Source organism: Corallococcus sp. CA053C (assembly GCF_003611675.1).
Taxonomy (GTDB): Bacteria; Myxococcota; Myxococcia; order Myxococcales; family Myxococcaceae; genus Corallococcus.
Window position 1 is genome coordinate 1 of sequence record NZ_RAWA01000230.1, and the last position, 15,250, is coordinate 15,250.

The 15,250-nt window shown below is 71.8% G+C and carries 9 protein-coding genes; 5 read left to right on the forward strand and 4 right to left on the reverse strand.

Annotated elements, in window-relative coordinates; all coding sequences use genetic code 11:
• The first annotated feature begins 124 nt into the window (after positions 1 to 124).
• From D7V97_RS26445 to D7V97_RS26460, 4 genes are all read left to right on the forward strand, one after another.
• Positions 125 to 3,265: a DEAD/DEAH box helicase gene (locus tag D7V97_RS26445; RefSeq protein ID WP_233583223.1), complete on the forward strand. Its 3,141-nt coding sequence runs from the start codon at positions 125 to 127 to the stop codon at positions 3,263 to 3,265.
• A gap of 77 nt (positions 3,266 to 3,342) precedes the next feature.
• Positions 3,343 to 4,755, forward strand: coding sequence for a pitrilysin family protein (locus D7V97_RS26450; protein ID WP_120613414.1), 1,413 nt, complete (start codon positions 3,343 to 3,345; stop codon positions 4,753 to 4,755).
• The gene (locus tag D7V97_RS26455) at positions 4,752 to 6,323 is read left to right on the forward strand and encodes a pitrilysin family protein (protein ID WP_120613415.1); all 1,572 of its coding nucleotides are present in this window, start codon (positions 4,752 to 4,754) and stop codon (positions 6,321 to 6,323) included. The genes D7V97_RS26450 and D7V97_RS26455 overlap by 4 nt, the downstream gene beginning before the upstream one ends.
• 161 nt (positions 6,324 to 6,484) lie before the next feature.
• Positions 6,485 to 8,026 carry a fibronectin type III domain-containing protein gene (locus D7V97_RS26460; protein ID WP_147444984.1) on the forward strand — a complete coding sequence of 514 codons (1,542 nt, stop codon included), beginning with the start codon at positions 6,485 to 6,487 and terminating at the stop codon, positions 8,024 to 8,026.
• Positions 8,027 to 8,067: 41 nt separating this feature from the next.
• Here the strand turns inward: D7V97_RS26460 and D7V97_RS26465 are convergent, their stop codons facing one another.
• Positions 8,068 to 9,282: a DUF1615 family protein gene (locus tag D7V97_RS26465; protein WP_120613417.1), complete on the reverse strand. Its 1,215-nt coding sequence runs from the start codon at positions 9,280 to 9,282 to the stop codon at positions 8,068 to 8,070.
• A gap of 259 nt (positions 9,283 to 9,541) precedes the next feature.
• On the opposite strand from D7V97_RS26465, the gene D7V97_RS26470 reads away from it, so the two are divergent.
• Positions 9,542 to 11,761 (forward strand): M4 family metallopeptidase, encoded by a 2,220-nt coding sequence (locus D7V97_RS26470; RefSeq protein WP_120613418.1) that lies wholly within the window; start codon positions 9,542 to 9,544, stop codon positions 11,759 to 11,761.
• An 84-nt stretch (positions 11,762 to 11,845) separates the two neighbouring features.
• Here D7V97_RS26470 and D7V97_RS26475 read toward each other — a convergent pair whose 3' ends face one another.
• The 3 genes from D7V97_RS26475 to D7V97_RS26485 all read right to left on the reverse strand — a co-directional run.
• Positions 11,846 to 12,373 carry a hypothetical protein gene (locus tag D7V97_RS26475; protein WP_233583225.1) on the reverse strand — a complete coding sequence of 176 codons (528 nt, stop codon included), beginning with the start codon at positions 12,371 to 12,373 and terminating at the stop codon, positions 11,846 to 11,848.
• 372 nt (positions 12,374 to 12,745) lie between these two features.
• Complete coding sequence (locus tag D7V97_RS26480) at positions 12,746 to 13,555, reverse strand: hypothetical protein (protein WP_120613421.1); 810 nt, start codon at positions 13,553 to 13,555, stop codon at positions 12,746 to 12,748.
• Between the two features lie 49 nt (positions 13,556 to 13,604).
• Positions 13,605 to 15,250 (reverse strand): acyl-CoA dehydrogenase (locus tag D7V97_RS26485; protein WP_233583227.1); only part of this gene is annotated, 1,646 nt, incomplete at its 5' end.

Below are 15,250 nucleotides of genomic sequence, written 5' to 3' on the forward strand. Positions count from 1 at the left end.
GCCCACGGATGCGCGCCTGACGCTCCTGCGGGACGCGCTCGTTCGGGCCCGCGAGCGCGTGCGCCCCCACGCCCTGCCACGCCGCTGGGCGCAACGCCCCAGCGTCACGCTCCAGGAAGAACCCTTGCGGCTTCTGGTGTCGGAGCCGGAGCTGGCGGCGTGGGGACGCCCGCGCCATCCCATCGACTTCGAGGAGCGGGGTCGCGTCGAGCTCGACCCCCGTGCGCTCATGGAGGGACGCCCCGGCCTGTCCTGCCCGTGCTCCCCCAGGGTGGCTGAAGCGCACTGTGTCCACGCCCTCACCGCCGTGGATGCGACGCTGGAGTTCCTGGGCCGTCCGAAACAGGCGGCGCGCGCCGCGAAGCTGGCGGAGGTGCTCTTCGAAGCGCCCGGCCGCGAAATCCTCGCGGCGCTGGAGACGACCTTCCTGGGCCGCCAGCTTCACGAAGCCAGTGCAGACCCGGAGCCGTCCCTCACCTTCCGGCTGGAGCCGGGGGCCTCTCGCAACTGGACCCTGAAGCCCTTCCTGCATCAACCGGCGAAGCATGGGGGCTGGTCCAAGGGGACCGCCGTCATGCCGTATGAAGGCAGGAAGGTGGCGGCCCTGCTGCGCGACCCGGAGGAGCAGCAAGCCTTCGCCCTCATGCAGGCAGGGCAGGAGCTGGAATCTTCGTACTACAGTTACGAGAGCAATGGTGTGGCAGGTGCCTATTCGTTGCTCCTTCAAGCCCTGCGTGCGCTCACGCACAGCCACCGCCTGCGCCTCGGCAGCGCTCCGGACGCCCCCGTGCGGGTGGCGGAGGCCCCGCTGGGGTTCGCCCTGGAAGAGGAAGGGCGCGCGCTGCGCCTGCGGCCGGCGGTGGACGGGCGCCCCGTGGACGCGGAGGCCTTGCAGCCACCCCCCTCCGGGCCCACGGCCCCCCATCCCTGGCTGCTCGTGGAGCCTGGCCTCCCGAGCGTCACCCTGGTGTTCGTTCCCCCCGAGGCACTGGGCCTGCTCGACACCCTGAAGCTCCATGGCACCCGCGTATCCGAGCGCCAGCGGGACGCATTCCTGGCTCACCTCTCCGGACTGGAGGCGGTGTTTCCGGTGTCGCTTCCCCCGGCGCTGGAGGCCCGTGCCGTGGATCCACAGCCGGGCCTGCTGGTGCGGCTGCGCGCGGTGGGGGAGTCCTCCCTGGAGGGCTCGCTGTTCGTGCGGCCCTTGCCCGAAGCGCCGCCGCAGCCCGTGGGCAGCGGTGCTCCCGTGGTGCGCGGGCTGCGCGCGAAGGAGCGGGTCCTGGCCCGGCGTGACCTGGAGGCCGAGCGCGCTGAAGCCGACGGGTTGCTCGAACGTCTGTCATTGCCGCCCGGGGCGTACCACTTCACCCGCGACACCCCGGAGGCCGCGCTCCACCTGTTGGAGTTGCTGGAACCGCTCACGGGACCCGGGGTGCGCGTGGAGTGGGAGGAACAGCCGTGGACCGTGACGCGTCCCCCCGACGCCGCGGGCCTGCGCGTGGAGGTCACGCGCGAGCACGACTGGTTCGGCGTGAAGGGCGGGGTGGAGCTGGAGGGAGCGCGCGTGGAGTTGGCGCTCCTGCTGGAGGCCGTGCGCCGCCATCAGCGCTACGTCCCCCTGGGCAAGGGACGCTGGATGCGGCTCACGGAGGCGCTGCGCGAGCAACTGACGCCGCTCGCGGACGTGGCCCACCCCGTGCGGCAGGGGTTGGAGGTGAGCGCCGCGGCGGCACCGGCGCTGGAGGCGCTCGCGGAGGCCGGCGCGCGGGTGCGGGCGCCTCCGGACTGGCGCGGGCTGGCGCGGCGGATCCGGGAGGCCCAGGCGCGAGCGGTGCGCGTGCCCCGGGGATTGAAGACGAAGCTGCGCGACTACCAGCGCGAGGGCTTCGTGTGGCTGGCGCGGCTGTCCGCATGGGGCGCGGGCGCGTGCCTGGCGGACGACATGGGCCTGGGCAAGACGCTCCAGGCGCTGGCCCTGCTGCTGCACCGCGCGGAGCAGGGGCCCGCGATGGTGGTGGCGCCCACGTCCGTCTGTGGCAACTGGGTGCGTGAGGCCGCCCGCTTCGCTCCTTCGCTGCGCCTGCATGTCTGGCAGGACGTGGACCGTGAGGCCCTGCCTTCCCGACTGGGGCCGAAGGAGGTGTTGATCATCAGCTACGGGCTGCTCGTGAAGGACGCGGAGCGGCTGTCCACGACGTCCTTCGCCACGCTGGTGGTGGACGAGGCGCAGGCGGTGAAGAACCCGGACACCGCCCGGGCCCGCGCGCTGCGCGCCATGAAGGCCGAGGCCCGGGTGGCCCTCACCGGCACGCCGGTGGAGAACCGCCTGTCTGAATTGTGGAGCCTCTTCCACCTGCTCTTCCCCGGGCTGCTGGGCGGGCGCGAGTCCTTCCACGCGCGGTTCGCCGTTCCCATCGAGCGCGACCGGGATGCCGGGGCCCGCGCGTCACTCGCCCGGGTGGTGCGTCCCTTCCTGCTGCGCCGCACCAAGGCCCAGGTGGCGCGCGAGCTGCCCCCGCGCATCGAGACCGTGGTGCCCGTCACGTTGTCGGAGGACGAGCGGCGGCGGTACGACGACGTGCGGCTCGCGGCGCTGGCGCGCGTGGGGGAGGACACCCCGGGGCAGGAGCGGCGCTTCGAGCTGCTGGCCGCGCTCACCCGGCTGCGGCTGGCCGCGTGTCATCCCCGGCTGGTGGATCCGGACGCGGGCCCGTCCTCCTCGAAGCTGGAGCGGTTTCTGGAGCGGGTGGAGGAGTTGCTGGCGGAGGGCAGCCGCGCGCTCGTCTTCAGTCAGTTCGTGCGGCACCTGGCGCTCGTGCGCGAGGCACTGGAGGCGAGGGGCATCACGTTCCAATACCTGGATGGACAGACGCCACCCGCGGAGCGCCAGGCCCGCGTGGAGGCCTTCCAGCGGGGGGAGGGCGCGCTGTTCCTCATCTCGCTCAAGGCCGGCGGCACCGGCCTCAATCTCACCGCCGCCGACCACGTGCTCCACCTGGACCCGTGGTGGAATCCCGCCGTGGAAGATCAGGCCTCCGACCGGGCCCACCGCATCGGTCAGACGCGCCCCGTCACCGTGTCCCGGTTCGTTTCAGAGGGCACCATCGAGGAGGCCATCCTCGCCCTCCACGCCGACAAGCGCGACCTGGCCGACAGCCTGCTGTCCGAGGCGGATGGCGCCGCCGCGCTGTCGCCCGAGCAGCTCCTGGGGCTCCTGCGCTTCGGCGCGGCGGCGTCCGGAGGCCGCGAGAGGCGCGGCGCTTAGAGGCACGGCGCTTCTGGAATAGGGTGCGGGCCCGCCCGTTGCCGGGCGCCGCTTTCGCCTCTGCCCTAGGAGCGAGGATGTTCCGACCGCCGTTGTCGTGGTTCGCCTGCCTGGCCCTGCTGGGCGCGCCCACCGTCCAGGCCCAGCCTGCGCAGGCTCCCAAGCCGCCCGCGAAGTCCGCCGCGCCTTCCTCCGCCGTCGCGAAGCTGGGCGCCGGCATCCAGACGCGCACGTTGAAGAACGGGCTCACCGTCATCGTGTGGCCCGACCACGACATCCCCAACGTGGCCCTCAACAACTGGTTCCGCGTGGGCAGCCGCAACGAGCGCCCCGGCATCACCGGCCTGTCCCACTTCTTCGAGCACATGATGTTCAACGGCGCGAAGAAGTACGGCCCCGGTGAGTTCGACCGCGTCATGGAGGCCAACGGCGGCGCCAACAACGCCTTCACCTCCGAGGACGTCACCGTCTACATGGACTGGTTCCCCGCCTCCGCGCTGCCGCTCATCTTCGAGCTGGAGGCGGACCGGCTCCAGTCGCTCGCCTTCGACCCCAAGGTCATCGAGTCCGAGCGCGGCGTCGTCTACTCGGAGCGCCGCTCCGGCGTGGACAACGACAACACCGGCGCGCTGATGGAGCAGATGCAGGCCACCGCCTTCGTCGCGCACCCGTACCAGATCCCCGTCATCGGCTGGCCGTCCGACATCGAGTCCTGGCGCATGGAGGACCTCCAGCGCTACTTCAAGACGTACTACGCCCCCAACAACGCCACGCTCGTCGTCGCCGGGGACGTGGAGCCCGCCCGCGTCTTCGAGCTCGCGGAGGCCACGATTGGCGCCATCCCGTCGCAGCCCGCCCCCGAGCCCGTTCGCACGAAGGAGCCCGAACAGCAGGGCGAGCGGCGCATCAGCGTGAAGAAGCTCGCCCAGTCTCCGATGCTCCAGGTCGCCTACCACGGCCTCGCCGCGAAGGATCCGGAGGCGGAGACGCTGGAGCTGCTGGGGCTCATCCTCACCAACGGGGACTCGTCGCGCCTGCACCGCAAGCTGGTGGAGGACGCGCGCGTGGCCATCCGCGTCCGGGGCTCCTTCTCCGCCGGCTTCGATCCGTCGCTGGCGTGGTTCCTGGTGGACCTGCCGCCCGGCGGGGACCTGCCGCGCGCCGAGGCGCTCCTCACCGAGGAGCTGGCCCGCGTGGCGAAGGACGGCGTCACCGACGTGGAGCTGCGCAAGGCGCGCAACAGCGCCCTGGCCACGTTCTGGCGGAAGCTGGAGACCAACGACGGCCGTGCCCGGGAGCTGGGCGCCGCCGCGACCTTCCGCGGGGACTGGCGCGCGCTGCTCGACGCGCCCACGCGCTACGAGAAGGTCACCCGCGACGGCGTGCGCACGCTGGCCGCCCGACTCTTCAACTCCGACCACCGCACCGTGGGCTGGCTCGTGCCCGCCACCGACTCCGCCGCTCCGGCCCGCAAGGAGGCCTCGCGATGAACGCTTCGTTCCGGCTGCACGCCGCGCTCGCCGCGCTGCTGCTCCTCTCCGCTCCCGCCTCCGCGCAGACCCCCGCGCCCGCCGCGGCTCCGAAGGCTGGAGCTCCCACCGCGACGCCGAAGCCCGCTCCTGCCGCGACGCCCAACGCCGGTCCTGGCGCCGCTCCCTCCGCGACGCCGAAGGCCGCTCCCACCGCGCTGCCGAAGCCCGCGGCGCCGAAGGGCGTCACGTTGCCCGCCGCGACCACCGTGACGTTGAAGAACGGGGCCCGGCTGCTGCTCGTGGAGAAGCGCGACCTTCCGCTCGTAGCCTTCTCTGCGTGGCTCCGGGGCGGCGCCGTCACCGACCCCGTGGGCAAGGAAGGCCTGGCCGCGCTCACCGCCGAGCTGCTCCAGAAGGGCGCCGGCTCCCGTGACGCCCAGCAGTTCGCCGACGCCGTGGACGGCGTGGGGGGCGAGCTGGAGGTGATCCCCGGCCGCGACGCGGTGACCCTCACCGGCAGCTTCCTCGCGCGCGACTCCGCGCTGATGGTGGAGCTGCTGTCGGACATGCTCGTGCGCCCGCGCTTCGACGCGCAGGAGCTGGAGAAGACCCGCGCCCGCCGCGTGTCGGAGCTGGCCGCCGCGAAGGACGGTGACCCGCGCGCCCTCCTCGGCACGTACTTCGACGCGTTCCACTTCCCCTCGCACCCGTACGGTCAGCCCATTGGCGGCAGCGAGGCGTCGCTGCCCGGGCTCGGCCGTGACGACGTGCTCGGCTGGGCGAAGGCGAACCTGGGCGGGGACCGGCTCATCCTCTCCGTCGTGGGAGACTTCGACGCGAAGGCGCTCGCCGCGAAGCTGGAGTCCGCGCTGGGCGGCTGGGCCCCCGCTGGACAGCTCCTGGCCCCGGTGCCCGCCACCGCGCCCACGAAGGGCCGGCGCGTGTTGCTCGTGGACAAGCCCGACGCCACTCAGACGTACTTCTGGATCGGCAACACCGGCATCCCCCGCACCGACCCGGACCGCGTCGCGGTGGAGCTGGGCAACACCGTGCTCGGCGGCCGCTTCACCTCGCTGCTCAACACCGAGCTGCGCGTGAAGACGGGCCTGACCTACGGCGCCCGCTCCTCGCTCTTCCCCGGACTCCAGGCCGGCCCCCTCGCCATCTTCTCCTATACCCAGACGGACACCACCGGCCGTGCCATCGACCTGGCCCTGGACGTGCTGTCGCGCTACCGCAAGGACGGCATGGACGACGCCACGCTCGCCTCCGCCCAGGCGTATGTCCTGGGGCAGTTCCCCCCGAAGCTGGAGACGGGCGCGCAGCTGGCCATGAAGCTGTCGGAGCTGGCCTTCTACGGCCTGGACGCCCAGGACGTGAACGGGTTCGCCGGCGCCATCTCCGGCACCACCCGAGACAGCGTGCGCACCGTGCTCCAGCGCGTGCTGCCCGCGCCGCAGGACCTCACCTTCGTCCTCATCGGCAAGGCGTCCGCCCTGCGCGACGTGGCCCGCAAGTACGGCCCCGTCACCGAGATGAAGATCTCCGACAAGCGCTTCACCCCGGTGGCCGCGCCCGTACGCTGAAGCGCGGTCCTCCGGGTCGTCGGGACCGCGAATCCTTGCGCTGGGAAAGCATCTCCCCGCAGGCCCGATAGGCCAGACAGGTGGCTGCGTATGAGAGGTGTGTCGGCTCCAGGCTCGGAGCCCGGAGCCGACACTCCACCATCGCGTCGCCTGGAGGCGTCATGTCGTTGCGTCGTCTGTCGTTGTTGCTGCTCCCCACCTGCGCCATGGGGTTGGGCTGCTCCGAGCCGGAGCCCACCGTGAGCTTCGAGCGCCCGGCGGAGAACCCTGAGTGCCCCGCGTCGTCCGCCGTGCTGGTGAAGGCAGACACCCGCTTCCACTCGGGCGCGAGCGTGACGGCCATCCCGCAGGACCTGTCGGGCCGCGACCTGGAGCTCCTCATCCTCCAGGGCTCCGGGTTCGAGCGCCGCACGGCGGTCCCCGTGAGCGGCGGGAGCGTCTGCTTCCGCGACGTGCCGGAAGGGGCGGACTACTACCTGCGCTCTGACACCACCTACTACCTGGGCCAGACGCGCCGCTTCAACCTGAGCGTCAACCGCAACGGCCGGCCGGACACCGTCACCTCCGCGGCCACCCAGACGCCCGTGAGGCTGGACCTCACCGGACTCCAGCCGTGGCGGGCAGACGCGCCCCCCGGTGCGGGCAGCCGGCTCCAGGTCGTCAGCGGCGAGGTGGCCTTGACGGCCAACCTCGCGTTCCCGACGGTCGCGCCCATGGCCGGCGCCACCCAGGCGCAGGGACTGGATGCCCTGGCGTCGTCCCTCGACGGCAGGCTGCCCATCCTTGAAGGGGACAAGGGAGACCGGCTCTACGTCCACCAGCTCGACATGGTGGAGGACGGAAGGCTGCCGGGCGGCGCGCCCCTGCAGTACCGCACCGTGGTGGGCAGCCTGCATGCCCCGGCCGGCTCGTTCACGCCGGATGGCGATGCGGCGCTGGTGCTGTCCGGAGCGTTGCAGCCGGTGCGCCAGGCGTCCTTCTCCCCGCAGTGGGCGCTGTCCGAGTTCACCCGCTGGCGCGCGGCGGTGAACCCGGACGCGGAGGCCCGCGTGGCCCGGTTCGACGTGCTGCCCGTGTCGTTCGGCCTGACGGCGGGCCGGGTGGGCGAACAAGGCGAGCTGTTCACGCTCCTGGTGCCGGGCGGTGAGGACGGCGACATCGCGCGCCGCTTCACCTACGGCAATCCCTATCCCGGAACCTGGGGCCTGGTGGGCTCCGCGAGCTACACCTTCGTCGCGTCCACCCCGGTCGTCGTGGGCAACCAGACCTACCGCCCCAGCGGCACCGTGCTCGTCATGAACCGGCTGTCCACCCTGACGTCCGACACCATCGTGCCGGGCATCACGCCGCCGCGTCTGCTGCGCATCGACGGGGCGGATGCCGCCACGGTGCGGGCGGTGACGTCCACCCAGCCGGTGGTGAGCTGGCGCGACCCGTTCTCGGGGATGGTCGGGTCCTACCAGGTCGAGTTCATCAAGCTGGGGGCGGAGGCCACCGACAGCCCGACGGTGAGCTTCTACGTGACGTCGGACCGGCTGCGGGTGAGCCCGCCGCCGGGCGCGCTGGAGGCCGGCTCCACGTACTACGTGCGCGTGACGGCGGACAGCTCGCCCTTCACGCCCTGGCAGGCGCCGGAGACCACCGCCGACATCCTGCCCATCTTCAAGGCGGCGACGTTCAGCGCGGCCTTCACCACGCCGTAGCCCCGGCCGTAGCCCCGGCCGTAGCCCCGGGAAGACGCTCGCTACCGCGAAGCCTGGCGGTGGCGGGCGAGGCACTGCTGGTAGCGCGCGTCCACCGACCGCGCGAACCACGCCGTGGAGCGCTCCCCGCTCAGCTTCACGCTCCGAAGCGTCACGTTCGGAAGCTGCGCGTAGGCGGGCGCCTCACCCGTCTGTTTTGCGTACACGCGTTTCACCGCGAGATACGTCTCGGTGGTCTCGAACTCCGCCGTCTTCTCCTGCTCCACGTCCTTGCGCACCCGGCGCTCGCTCAACTGCGGCGCGTGACGCTCGCGAAAGACAAGCAGGGCCTTGAGGCTCTGGCTGTCTTCACCCCGGGGCTCACCCTCCTTGTCATACAATTGCAGGTCACCATCCGTCGCAAGCGTCATCCCGGTGAGCCGGCTGACCTGGGCCTGCAGGGCGGCGTTGCGTGAGCTGTACTCGCCGCTGTTGTAGTCCGCGAAGCGGAAGAGGGGCTCGCCGTACGCGGCCTCGAAGCCCAGGAGCCGCGCCGTGCCGTAGCGCACGCCCCCGGCGCGCGTGTACAGCGACTCGCGCACCTCGTCCGGATCCGCGTCCGGGCCCGCCTTCTCCACCGCGTAGCGCACGCTGACCTGCATGGAGCCCGCGGTGGTGATGGGGTTCTGCGCCGCGAACGAGGACGGCCCGAACAGGGAACTGGCCAGGTCCGCCGCCGCGTACGTCGCCGGATAGGCCTCCTCGTAGTACGCGAGCATGTCCCGGAAGAGCCGGTCCAGGTCCCGCTCCGTGCGTGCCGCGTCCAGCCGGGCCCCGAAGGTGCGCTTCGCCCCCTTCGGCTTCGCGCCCAGCACCTCCTCCAGCACGCGCCGCCCCAGCGGGCCCAGCTTCCCCGCCGAGCTGTCCAGCTTCTGACGCACCAGCTTCGCGAGCCCCGGCACCGCGGGGTCCGCCTGGAAGCCGGACTCCTGTTCGATGATGGCCAGCACCTGACACACCACCGGCGGCGACGGGAGCTCCTCCTCCGCGTCCAGCGCCGCCAGCACGTCGCGCGCCCACCCCTCGCGCTCCTCGCCCTTCACCTTCGCCGGCAAGAGCCGCGCCACCTGCGCCACCGTCAGCCGCGGGGGCGGAGGCACCTCCGGAGGCGCCGGCGCCCGTGACGCGCACGCCACCGTGAGGCCCAGCAGCGCCACCAGCGCCGGGGCCCACGCCGTCCTCGTCCCCTCTGGCCGGGGGCTGGCTCCTTGCGTCATGTCAGCCCCCCCGCGCATGCTGCGGCCCGTCTCATGAAACACCTGAAACATCCTTCCGGGCACCGTGGCTGCGTCCAGGAACCCCCGATGACAGACTCACTCCGCGTCCTAGATGAGATTAACGGGTATTCCAGGTTCAGCCTGCTTGTTCGGGAGGGTGGGAGAAAGTAACTAAACGCACTTTCTCCAAAAAGTAGTTGCACTGATGAAAACAAGTGTGTCACGTATCATCCCGCTGTTTCTTCATGGAGGTATCGCGTTGGCTACTCGACTGTTGAAGACGATTGGCGCGGCCTGGCTCGGCGTGGCTCTGACGGCGTGCGGTACGCAGGGTTCCACGGGTGACGAGGTCCAGGCCCCCGAGCAGGAGAAGTCGGGCGAGGACATCCAGAGCACGCTGAACGCGCTCGGTGGTGCCCAGGTGGTGGGTGTGCACGCGGACGGCATCCCGGACAGCATCCGGGGCGAGCTGGGTCGCGCGGTGGGCACGCTGAACACGCTGTCCGCCGGGCATCAGGCGGTCGCGGGTGTGGCCCCGGCCTTCCGGCTGAACGCGGAGGACCTGGTGCTGCGCAACGCGCACAGCGACGCGCAGGGCAACCAGCACCTGCGCTTCAAGCAGCTGAAGAACGGCCTGGAAGTCGTCGGCGGTGAGCTGGCGGTGCACGTGCGTCAGGACGGCACGGTGTACGCGGCCAACGGCTCCGCGCGCGACGGCGTGAAGCTGTCCGCCACGCCCCGCATCGCGGGCACGGCGGCCACGCAGGCGGCGCTGGCCGCGACGGCGGGCAGGGACCTGTCCGCGCAGGGCTCGCCCCGCCTGGTGTACGTGCGCACCGAGGAAGGCGCGCTGCGCCTCGCCTACGAGGTGACGGTCACGGGCGAGGGTGCGGAGACGCCCATCCGCGACCTCGTGTACGTGAACGCCCAGGACGGCTCGCTCGTGCTGCGCGCGCCGCAGATCCACACGGCGCTCAACCGCAAGCTGTACAGCGCGAACAACGGCACCACGACGCCGGGCACGCTGAAGCGCAGCGAGGGCCAGGCGGCCATCGGTGACGCCCATGTCGACACCAACTACGACATGCTGGGCTACACCTACAACTGCTACAAGACGCTCTTCAACCGCGACTCGCTCGACAACGCGGGCGCGACGCTGATCAGCACGGTGCACTACAGCACCAACTACGTGAACGCCTACTGGGACGGCACCCAGATGGTGTACGGCGACGGCGACGGCGTGAACTCCATCGAGCTGGGCAAGGACGCGGACGTCACGGTCCACGAGCTGACCCACGCGGTGACGTCGTTCGAGTCCAACCTCACGTACTCCGGCCAGTCCGGCGGCCTCAACGAGGCGATGTCCGACACGTTCGGCGCCATCTGCGAGAGCTGGCAGTCCGGCACGTGGAGCACCGCGGCGGCCATCTGGATGGTCGGCGAGGACGTCTGGACCCCCGGCACGGCGAACGACGCCCTGCGCTACATGGATGACCCGGCGAAGGACGGCGCGTCCAAGGACTGGGCGGCCAACGTGACGTCCGGCACGGACGTGCACTACAGCTCCGGCGTGCCCAACCTGGCGTTCGCGCTGCTGTCGAAGGGTGGCGTGCACCCGCGCGGCCGCAGCACCATCAACGTGCCGGCCATCGGCGTCGAGAAGGCCGCCCGTATCTGGTACAAGGCCAACACGGACATCTACACGGCGGGCACCACGTTCCTGCAGGCGAAGACCTGGACCATCCAGGCCGCGCAGGAGCTGGGCTACGACCAGGCCACCCAGGACGCGGTGAAGGCCGCCTGGGAAGCGGTGGGCGTGGGCGGCGTGGTGGTGCCTCCGACGACGGTCCCGCTGACCAACAACGTCGCGGTGACGGGCATCGCGGACGCGGCGGGCAACAACAAGTACTACACGCTGGCGGTGCCCGCGGGCGCCTCGGCGCTGACGTTCACCACCTCCGGTGGCACGGGTGACGTGGACCTGTACGTGCGCTTCGGCTCCGCGCCGGACTCCGCGACCTACGACTGCCGTCCGTACGCCGGTGGCAACGCGGAGACGTGCACCATCACCAACATCCAGGCCGGCACCTACTACGTGATGCTCAACGCCTACTCGGCGTACTCGGGCGTGACGCTGAAGGGCAGCTACACGACGGGGACCCCGTCGGGCAACGTGCTGCAGAGCGGCGTGGCGGTGACGAACCTGTCCGGTGCGGCCTCCTCCTTCACCACGGAGTGGACGACCCTGGACGTGCCGGCGAACACGACGGTCACCATCACCACCACGGGTGGCACGGGTGACGCGGACCTGTACGTGCGCTTCGGCTCCTCGCCGACGACCACCACGTACGACTGCCGTCCGTACGCCTCCGGCAACGCGGAGACCTGCACGCTGACCAAGACGACGGCGGGCAAGTACTACGTGAAGGTGCGCGGCTACACGGCGTACTCGGGCCTGACGCTCAAGGCCGTCTACTAGTCGGACCGGTTGGATTGAAGACAGGCACCCGGGGAGCCCCAAGGCTTCCCGGGTGTCGTCGTTTCGGGGGGCCAACGGCGTGGCTTAGCGGCCCACCTGCACGTCGCGCGCGACGGTGCGTCCGCCGATGAGGTCGAACCGGGCGCGCACCGGGGTGCCTTCGCGCAGCTCCAGCTCTTGGATGGGCACGCGCTGGCCCTGGCGCAGGCCCCGGCTGCGAGGGTCGAGCTGGAGCTCGTAGACGGTGCCTTCGGCGTCGAGCACGTGCAGGCTGTCGCGGCCCACGCGCGTGACCTTGCCGCTCACGGTGCTGGAGGCGATGACGACCTGCTCCAGCGGCCGGTCCGCGGTGTTGTCCGTCACGGCGGCCTGCGCCGCCTTGGCCGCGCCCTCGTACCAGGCCTCGTCGTCGTCGGCCTGGACCGCCTGCGCGCCAATCATCACGCGGCCTTCGTCCGGGGCCAGGGTCGCGGGCAGTCCGTTCGCGTCCACCGGGGCCTGCTGGGGCGCCGTGTTCGGCGCCGCTCCGCCCTGGGGGGCATTGGGGGCCGGGGCCTGCTGGGCCTGGGCGTCGCCGCTGCCTCCGGTGGCCGGGGCCTGTTCCTCCTCCATGCGGTCGGGTTCATTCGCTGGCGAGCCGCGCAGCAGCCGTTTGGCACCCAGCGGTGGCGCCGTGTCCGGCGGTATCTGGGCAAATGCCTGGGACCGGAGGCCGTCCGTCGTGCCCTGTGCCATGACGGGCCTGGCGGGCACCCAGAGCGCCCCGTTCGTGGAGTCCCTCACCGGTGTCGCCTGGAGCCCCGTCGCGTCCGGGCTGTCATGCTCCCGACATCCGGAAGCCAACGTGCACAACCCCACCATTCCCATCCACACCCAGCGTCCACCCATCCGCCAACCCTCCCGCCGGCAAACGTGCGGACGACGTCGGGGCGTTGCAAGCGCCCGGCGTCGGGGTGGGGTTGGTCGCTCGGTAGGGGCAGCCGGTCAGGCAGGGAAGGTGGCCGCCACGGCGCGCACGTGCTCGCGCACCAGGTCCCTCGCGGCGAGCAGCTCCGGGGCGCTTCCGGGCGTGTAGCCCAGGCACAGCACCACGTCGTCCTCGGGCGCGGCGCGCGTGCCCAGGGCCGTGTAGTCGAGCGAGCGCGGAACGGGTTCGCCCTCCGTGTCGTGGGTGAAGCGGCCGAACACCGTGGCCTGGGCGTCGCGGCCGGGAGCCGTCTCCTTCAGCGCGAAGAGGCGGCGCATCGCGCAGAGGGATTCCGGGCGCTCGCGCAGCAGCTCCGGGTGGGCGGGGCCGCCCAGCTCCCACTCGAGGAGCTTCAGGCAGCCGCGCACGAACTCCACGTCGGTGATGACCAGGCCGTAGAGGTACCAGTCCGCGCACGCGGCCTGGACCAGCCGCGCCTGCGCGTCGGTGAGCCAGCCGAAGGATGGACAGGTGAAGGTCTCACAGACGGTGGCGCGGTAGACGCCGCAGTCGCGCAGGTCCGTGCCGCCCGTCACCAGGGGATGCCCCAGGCAGCCCACCCGCTGTTGATCCGCGTCCAGGAAGCCCAGCAGGGGACACACCCGCACGATGGGGAAGAGCGCGGAGGCGCCACGGTTCGCGGTCAATTCGCGCGCGGCCTCGCCATAGGCCTCCGGCGTCCGGGGCGCGTGGGCGAGCCGTGCCGTCTGCGTGGCCAGCCGCTGGGTGAGCGCCGCGCGCGAGTGGTCGCGGAAGTTGTAGAGGCCGCAGCAGGCACCGCACGAGGCGCCCCCACCGGGCTGGCACAGGTGGAAGGAGACCGACATGCCCGTCATTGTGACGGATGCCGGGCTCCCGCGCCCGTGCTTGAAGCGCTCAGAACCAGTCGGCGTGCATGCGGGCGTAGGAGTCCTCACCCGTCCGGCACAGGTGGGCGAGCAGCGGCACCCGGGGCACCTCCACCGCGAACCAGTACTGCGCGGCGGCGAGCTTCCCTTCGTAGAAGGCGCGGTCGGAGCCACCCGCGTCCTTCGAGGCCGCGCGCGTGAGGGCCTCCTTCGCGGCGGCGGCCTGCGCGAGCCAGCGCCACGCCACGGCCACCACGCTGAAGAGCTCCAGGAAGTCCGAGCTGTGGCGCAGCATCGCGTCCACCTCGCCCGCCATGCCCCGCGCGCCCAGCTCCAGCGTGAGGGCGCTGGCCTGCTGGAGCGCGTCCTCCAGCGCGTCGCTCCAGGCGGGGTCCACGCCCGCGGCCCGGGCGCGCGCGGTGGTGGCGTGCACCTCCTCGTCGAGCGCATGCAGCGCGGCGCCGCCACCCGCCACCGCCTTGCGTCCCAGGAGGTCCAGGCCCTGGATGCCGGTGGTGCCCTCGTGGATGCTGTTGAGCTTCTGGTCGCGCAGCCACGCCTCGGGGAGGTATTCGCTGGAGTAGCCGTAGCCGCCGTGGATCTGCAGCGCGAGCGCGTTGGACTCGAAGCCCCTCTCCGCCGGGAACGTCTTGGCGATGGGCGTGAGCAGATCCAACAGCAGGTGCGCGCGCTTGCGCGTGGCTTCATCCGGCGCGTGGTTCGCGAGGTCCGCCTGCGTGGAGGTGGTGAGCAGCAGCGCGAGCCCGCCCTCCACGATGGCCTTCTGGCGCAGCAGCATGCGCCGCACGTCCGCGTGTTCGATGATGGGGGACTGCGCGCGCGCGGTGTCGCGGGCGCCGGCGGGACGGCCCTGGGGGCGTTCGCGCGCGTAGGTGAGTGACTCCTGGTAGGCGACGGCCGCGGTGGCGACGCCGTTGAGGCCCACCATGATGCGCGCCTCGTTCATCATCTGGAACATGCAGGAGAGGCCCCGTCCGGGCTGCCCCACGAGCCAGCCGTGGCAGTCGTTGGACTCGCCGAAGTTGAGGACGAGGCTGGGCAGGCCGCGCCAGCCAATCTTGTGGATGACGCCGGCCACCTGGACGTCATTGGGGACGAACGAGTCGCCCTCCGGCCGACGCGCGGGCACGGCGAAGAGGGACACGCCGCGCGTGCCGCCCTCGGCCCCGTCGATGCGCGCCAGGGTCAGGTGCACGATGTTGTCGGTGAAGTCCTGGTCACCGCCGCTGATGAAGATCTTCGAGCCCTGGAGGCGGAAGCTGCCGTCGGGCGCGGGTGTGGCGCGCGTCTTCACGTCCGCCAGGCTGCTGCCGGCCTGGGGTTCGGTGAGGGCCATGGTGCCGGTCCACTCGCCCCGGTACAGGCGGGCCATGAAGTGCTCGCGCAGGAAGGGCGTGCCGAAGACCTCCAGCAGGTGCGCGGCGCCGAGCGTGAGGCCCAGGTAGCCATAGGCGCTGAGGTTCGCGGCCATGAGGTAGGCGCTGGCCACGGCGTGCACGGTGAGGGGGAGCTGCTGGCCGCCGACGTCGGAGGGGCGGGTGGCGGTGAGCAGGCCCAGGTCCACCATGCTGGCGTAGAGCGAGCGCATGGCGGGATGCACGCGCACGCGTCCGTGTTCGAAGACGGGCGGGGCGGCGTCCATGGGCCGGTAGG

Coding starts and splice junctions, on each gene's coding strand:
- D7V97_RS26450 (WP_120613414.1), top strand. CDS start 3,343: ATGTTCCGACCGCCGTTGTCGTGGTTCGCCTGCCTGGCCCTGCTGGGC.
- D7V97_RS26455 (WP_120613415.1), top strand. CDS start 4,752: ATGAACGCTTCGTTCCGGCTGCACGCCGCGCTCGCCGCGCTGCTGCTC.
- D7V97_RS26460 (WP_147444984.1), top strand. CDS start 6,485: ATGTCGTTGCGTCGTCTGTCGTTGTTGCTGCTCCCCACCTGCGCCATG.
- D7V97_RS26465 (WP_120613417.1), bottom strand. CDS start 9,282: ATGACGCAAGGAGCCAGCCCCCGGCCAGAGGGGACGAGGACGGCGTGG.
- D7V97_RS26475 (WP_233583225.1), bottom strand. CDS start 12,373: ATGGAGGAGGAACAGGCCCCGGCCACCGGAGGCAGCGGCGACGCCCAG.
- D7V97_RS26480 (WP_120613421.1), bottom strand. CDS start 13,555: ATGTCGGTCTCCTTCCACCTGTGCCAGCCCGGTGGGGGCGCCTCGTGC.